This is a genomic window from Paenibacillus helianthi, from assembly GCF_001909055.1.
In the GTDB taxonomy this organism is placed as follows: domain Bacteria; phylum Bacillota; class Bacilli; order Paenibacillales; family Paenibacillaceae; genus Paenibacillus_AQ; species Paenibacillus_AQ helianthi.
Map to the genome: position 1 here is coordinate 1 of NZ_LVWI01000006.1, position 1137 is coordinate 1137.

The window sequence follows — 1137 nt, forward strand, 5'->3', positions numbered from 1 at the left end:
ATTGTTTTCTCTTCCTCAGGGTACTTAGATGTTTCAGTTCCCCTGGTCTGCCTCTGCATACCCTATGTATTCAGGTATGAGTAACTGCGAATTACCACAGCTGGGTTTCCCCATTCGGACACCCCCGGATCAAAGCTTGCTTACAGCTCCCCGAGGCAGTTTCGTTGTTCGCCACGTCCTTCGTCGGCTCCTGGCGCCTAGGCATCCTCCGTGTGCTCTTATTAGCTTAACCATCGCTCCGGTGTTTCGCTTGTTCGCTCATCTTGTTTTAAACAGCGCTCCCGGATGAATCCGTTCGCCAGTCTGTTTAAAGCCAAAGGTCGCTTCACAATCGAAAACCTTCGCTTTCAGCATACTAATAACGATTTCAACTTGTTTACACAAGTTTCAGCTAAAAGATGTTCTAAAACGCATTTTCGTTTCGGTATCCAGTTTTCAAGGATCAAGGTACTACATATACTATTTCATGTAAAACATTTTGGTGGAGCCAAGCGGGATCGAACCGCTGACCTCCTGCTTGCAAGGCAGGCGCTCTCCCAGCTGAGCTATGGCCCCATAAAGGGATATAATGTTATATGGTGGGCCTTGGTGGACTCGAACCACCGACCTCACCCTTATCAGAGGTGCGCTCTAACCAACTGAGCTAAAAGCCCATATAACATATATAACATTATGAATCAACCAAAGGATTGGTTGTCCGCTTGGCAGCGTCCTACTCTCCCAGGACCCTTCGGTCCAAGTACCATCGGCGCTGGAGGACTTAACGGTCGTGTTCGGGATGGGTACGTGTGGAACCCCTCCGCTATCGCCACCAAACGCATACGAAAGAGACTTGCTCTTTCAAAACTGAACACGAGTGAGTGTTCGAACCCAAGGGTTCTAGTGGAAGTCAAGCTTCCGATTTGAATGTCTCCATTGCAGGAAACGATTCTCCATAGAAAGGAGGTGATCCAGCCGCACCTTCCGATACGGCTACCTTGTTACGACTTCACCCCAATCATCTACCCCACCTTCGGCGGCTGGCCCCCTTGCGGGTTACCCCACCGACTTCGGGTGTTGTAAACTCTCGTGGTGTGACGGGCGGTGTGTACAAGACCCGGGAACGTATTCACCGCGGCATGCTGATCCGCGATTACT

Annotated in this window: 2 tRNA genes and 3 rRNA genes; all 5 read right to left on the reverse strand. The window is 50.3% G+C overall.

Features of this window, described 5'->3' with window-relative positions:
• Positions 1-232 (reverse strand): 23S ribosomal RNA (locus A3844_RS06025); the annotation flags it as partial.
• A 247-nt stretch (positions 233-479) separates the two neighbouring features.
• Positions 480-555 (reverse strand) — tRNA-Ala (locus A3844_RS06030).
• 21 nt (positions 556-576) lie between these two features.
• Positions 577-653 (reverse strand) — tRNA-Ile (locus A3844_RS06035).
• Between the two features lie 46 nt (positions 654-699).
• Positions 700-816: ribosomal RNA gene (gene rrf / locus A3844_RS06040) — 5S ribosomal RNA — on the reverse strand.
• 122 nt (positions 817-938) lie between these two features.
• Positions 939-1137, reverse strand: a 16S ribosomal RNA gene (locus tag A3844_RS06045); the annotation flags it as partial.